The sequence below is a fragment of the Cellulosimicrobium sp. EB106-03-01-XG111 genome (genome assembly GCF_058792115.1).
The window spans coordinates 103951-107989 of record NZ_JBYTEQ010000007.1 but is presented as its reverse complement, the minus strand read 5'-3'; the positions used below and the strand labels follow the sequence as shown (position 1 = coordinate 107989).

At 74.3% G+C, this 4039-nt stretch carries 5 protein-coding genes; 3 read left to right on the top strand and 2 right to left on the bottom strand.

The window, feature by feature from the left end; translation table 11 throughout:
• Positions 1–45: 45 nt before the first annotated feature.
• Positions 46–543 (bottom strand): hypothetical protein, encoded by a 498-nt coding sequence (locus AC3WT4_RS08700; RefSeq protein WP_034653625.1) that lies wholly within the window; start codon positions 541–543, stop codon positions 46–48.
• Positions 540–1175 carry a sigma-70 family RNA polymerase sigma factor gene (locus AC3WT4_RS08695; protein ID WP_074808887.1) on the bottom strand — a complete coding sequence of 212 codons (636 nt, stop codon included), beginning with the start codon at positions 1173–1175 and terminating at the stop codon, positions 540–542. Before AC3WT4_RS08695 ends, AC3WT4_RS08700 begins: the two co-directional genes overlap by 4 nt.
• A gap of 332 nt (positions 1176–1507) precedes the next feature.
• On the opposite strand from AC3WT4_RS08695, the gene AC3WT4_RS08690 reads away from it, so the two are divergent.
• The 3 genes from AC3WT4_RS08690 to AC3WT4_RS08680 all read left to right on the top strand — a co-directional run bounded on the left by AC3WT4_RS08690 (position 1508) and on the right by AC3WT4_RS08680 (position 3966).
• Complete coding sequence (locus AC3WT4_RS08690; RefSeq protein ID WP_074808885.1) at positions 1508–1915, top strand: DUF4383 domain-containing protein; 408 nt, start codon at positions 1508–1510, stop codon at positions 1913–1915.
• Positions 1912–2466 (top strand): hypothetical protein, encoded by a 555-nt coding sequence (locus AC3WT4_RS08685; RefSeq protein ID WP_492315253.1) that lies wholly within the window; start codon positions 1912–1914, stop codon positions 2464–2466. Before AC3WT4_RS08690 ends, AC3WT4_RS08685 begins: the two co-directional genes overlap by 4 nt.
• 210 nt (positions 2467–2676) lie before the next feature.
• The gene (locus AC3WT4_RS08680) at positions 2677–3966 is read left to right on the top strand and encodes a glycosyl hydrolase family 18 protein (protein ID WP_492315252.1); all 1290 of its coding nucleotides are present in this window, start codon (positions 2677–2679) and stop codon (positions 3964–3966) included.
• Positions 3967–4039: the final 73 nt, after the last annotated feature.

The window sequence follows — 4039 nt, the reverse complement described above, 5'->3', positions numbered from 1 at the left end:
GGGGTGGGGGGGGGTACGTGTGTTCCCCCCTCCCCCCACCGGGTGCTAGAGCTCGACGACCGGCGTGCTCACGGCACCGCCGGCGCCGTCGGCGCGGCGGACCACGAGGCTCGCCGGGCCGCGGTCGACGGCCTCGAAGACGAAGCGGCCGTCGTCGTCGCTCGTCGTCTCGCTCACCACGCCGGGGCGGTGGAGCTCGACGCGCAGCGCCGTCGCGGGTGCGGCCCAGCCGTCGATGCGGATGCGGCCGTCGTCCGTCGGGGACAGCGAGATCATCACCGTGACGGACTCGGACGTGAACGTGATCGTGCGCGCCTCGACGGGCGGCGCGTCGCCGCGCACGGACGTCGCGGGGGCCTGGACGTACTCCAGCTCCATGACCTCGGCCTCGAGCCCGGCGAGCGTGATCGCGAAGAGCGACCGCTCGACGAGGCCGTCCGGGACGGGGTCGATCTCCTCCGCGATCCGCGCGAGGTCGGCCAGGAGGGCGAGGTCGACGGCGTCGAGCGGCTCGTCGGGGCTGTGCGTCGGCTCGGTGCTCATGATGCTTCCCACGGTTCCCCCTGGTCGTCGATGATGTCGCGCAGCTTGGCGAGGCAGCGGCCCCGCGTGGAGCCGATGCTCCCGACGGGCATGCCGATGGCGGCGGAGATGGCCTTGTAGTCCGGACGGTCGGCGAGCGACACGAGGTGGAGCAGCTGGCGACAGCGTTCCGGCAGCCGGTCGAGCGCGGCCCAGAGGGAGCGGTCGCGCTCGTTGCGGAGCACCTCGACGTCCGGCGTCGGGTCGCCCGACGGGAGCTCGGGGATGCCCTCGTCGGTGTCGTCTGGGAGCTCGGTGCGCCGTCGGGCCTCGTCGCGGTGCTTGCGCACGGCCTCCCAGGCCGCGCGCTTGGCCGTGATGAGCAGCCACTTGAGGACGGCGTGCGGCTCCTTGATGGTCATGGCGTTGCGCACGAGCGCGACCCACACCGTCTGGACGATGTCGTCGGCCTGCTCGCGCTCCACGCCTTGCGCGCGCACCGTGTGCCACAGGAGGGGGGACGCCTCGCGGACGAAGTCCCCGAGCGCCTCCGGACGGCCGTCGCGGTACTCCAGGAGCGCGAACGCGCCCCGGTCCCCCAGGCTGAGGCCCGGTTCGCCGGTGTCGGCCACCTCGTCGGTCGTTCTGGTCATGGGGCGCACTGTCCTCGGCACGCTCGTCCGGTCAGGCATCAGCGGGGGGTCCCCGGAAGCGCCTGATTCTACGGCCGGGCCGGTGGGGTCGACAACCATCGTCACTGGTCACACCCCTCCCGGCTCGCGCGGTTGTGTCCCATCTCGTCCCTCCGGCACACGGGCGGGAGCGTCTGTTCGGCGCTCCTCCACCCGGACGAGAGGGGCGGACCACCCGTCTGATACATCCCGTCCGCGCGTGTTCTCTCCCGGGCGACCCGTCCGGGCCACGCACCGCTCCGAACCAGGGTCGACGCGCGGACAGCCCGCGCGACCACAGAGCGGAGACCACCATGACCTCGTCCCCGAACCGCCTGCTCGCAGCCGTCTTCGGCGCCGTCTACCTGCTGGTCGGCCTCGCCGGCTTCGTCGTGACGTCGGGCGTCGGCTTCGCCGCCACCGAGGGCCGCAACCTCCTGCTGTTCGAGGTGAACCCCCTGCACAACATCGTCCACCTCGGCATCGGGGCGGCGCTGCTGCTCGCGTCGCGCAGCGTCCGGGCCGCGCGCGGCACGAACGTCGCGATCGGCGCGGTGTACCTCCTCGTCGGCGTGGTGGGGCTGTTCCTCGTCGACACCGGCGCCAACATCATCGCGCTCAACGGTGCCGACAACGTGCTGCACCTCGCCAGCGCGCTGCTGCTCCTCGGCGTCGGGCTCGCCGCAGACCGCGAGGACGCGGGCCGCGCCGTCACGGCATGACGACGCCCGTCCCGACCCGGCGCGTCGGCGCCGCGCTCGCGCTGCTCGGTGCCGGGATCGTCGACCTCGGGCTCGTCCGGGGCGCGTTCCCGGCGCCGCCCGGCCTGCTCGCGCTGGCCACCGGGGCCGCGGAGCTCGTCGTCGCGCTCGCGCTCCTCGCCCGCGGTCCGCGGCCCGGGCGCCCGACGGCGGTCCCGCGCGTCGGGATCGCCCTGCTCCTCGTCGCGACCGTCGCCGGGGTGGTCGTGCCCGTCGCGTCCGGCGTGCCGCTCTCGGCGGGCGCGGCCGCGGCGGCCGCCCTGCGGGTCGCGACGGCGTGCGTCCTCGCGCGCCCGGCGCGCGTCCCCGCCGGCGGCCCGCCGGCGCGCGCCGGGGCGCGGCTCGTCGCGCTGTTCTCGGTGTCCGTCGTGGTCGCCGCCGTCGCGACGTTCGGCCTCGGCGGGACCGACGCCGCGCGACGCGCCGTGCCGCACGGGTCGCACCTGCCCGCCCTGGGGCACCTGCCGGGGCACGGCGCGGGCCACGACGGCGGTCCCGGCACCACGCCGTGAGGGCCCGACGGCGGCGCCGCCCGGCGCGGCCTCGCGCCTCCCGCGGGGTACGAGTTCTCCCGTAATCGCGGGGCCCGAAGTTCCGGGGAATCCCTCATGCCGCGCGGCGGGCACCAGGCCTAGCGTCGGGAGCGACCCCTGCACCCACACCGCGGGTGCGGACCGGCGAGGCGCGACGACGCGCCCCGCCCGAGCACGAGGAGCACCTCCGTGAGAACAGTCCTCACCGGCCGCACGCGCGGCCTCACCGGGCGCGCGCTGCGCGCCCTCGCGTCCGTGGTCGCCGCGGCGACCGTCGTCGCGGGCGGCGCGCTCGCCGCCGCCCCCGCGACCGCCGCGGCACCGGCCACGGCGACGGCCGCCGCGCCCGTGGGCGCCGCCGCGCCGTCGGGCAGCACGCAGTGGCTCACCGGCTACTGGCACAACTTCGACAACGGCTCCGTGACGATGCGCCTGTCCGAGATCCCCCAGGCCTACAACCTCGTCGCCATCGCGTTCGCGGACAACCTCGCCGGGACCCCCGGCGGCATCACGTTCAACCTCGCGAGCGCGGAGCTCGGCGGCTACACCGAGGCGCAGTTCACGGCCGACGTCGCGGCGATCCGGGCGCAGGGCCGCAAGGTCGTGATCTCGGTGGGCGGCGAGAAGGGCAACGTCATCGTCTCGAACGCGATCGAGGCGAAGAACTTCGCCGACACCACGTACGCCCTCATGCAGAAGTACGGGTTCGACGGCGTCGACATCGACCTCGAGCACGGCATCAACGCCACGTACATGTCGAGCGCCCTCCACCAGCTCGCGGCGAAGGTCGGTCCGAGCCTGATCCTCACCATGGCGCCGCAGACGATCGACTACCAGGCGACGAGCATGGGGTACTACCAGCTCACCCTCGCGATCAAGGACATCCTCACGATCGTCAACACCCAGTACTACAACTCGGGCTCGATGATGGGCTGCAACCAGCAGGTCTACTCGCAGGGCACGGTCGACTTCCTCACCGCGCTGACCTGCATCCAGCTCGAGATGGGCCTGCGACCCGACCAGGTCGGCATCGGCGTCCCGGCCGTGCCGCGCGCCGCGGGCGGCGGCTACCAGCCGCTCGCGAACGTCGTCAAGGCCGTCGACTGCCTCGAGGTCGGCACCGGTTGCGGCGCGTTCAAGCCCGCGAAGCCGTACGGCAAGATCGGCGGCGTCATGACCTGGTCGATCAACTGGGACAAGACCAACGGCTACCAGGTCGCGTCCGTGATCGGCGGCCGCCTCGCGAGCGGGCCGACCACGCCCACCGAGCCGACCAACCCCACGAACCCCACCAACCCCACCAACCCGACCAACCCCGGGACCTGCACCGCGACCGCGTGGTCGGCCTCCGCCGTCTACACCGGGGGCGCCCGCGTCTCCCACCAGGGCCGCACCTACGAGGCCAAGTGGTGGACCACCAACGAGAACCCCGCGCAGAGCGGGCAGTGGGGCGTCTGGAAGGACCTCGGCGCCTGCTGACCCGGGCGGCACGCCCTCGGGCGACCTGCTGAGACGACGACGGCGGGGGGGGGGGGGGGGGGGGGGGGGAGGG

What these genes read in the sequence shown, in the direction of transcription:
- AC3WT4_RS08685 (WP_492315253.1), top strand. Translation starts at nt 1,912, where the DNA reads ATGACGACGCCCGTCCCGACCCGGCGCGTCGGCGCCGCGCTCGCGCTG.
- AC3WT4_RS08700 (WP_034653625.1), bottom strand. Translation starts at nt 543, where the DNA reads ATGAGCACCGAGCCGACGCACAGCCCCGACGAGCCGCTCGACGCCGTC.
- AC3WT4_RS08695 (WP_074808887.1), bottom strand. Translation starts at nt 1,175, where the DNA reads ATGACCAGAACGACCGACGAGGTGGCCGACACCGGCGAACCGGGCCTC.
- AC3WT4_RS08690 (WP_074808885.1), top strand. Translation starts at nt 1,508, where the DNA reads ATGACCTCGTCCCCGAACCGCCTGCTCGCAGCCGTCTTCGGCGCCGTC.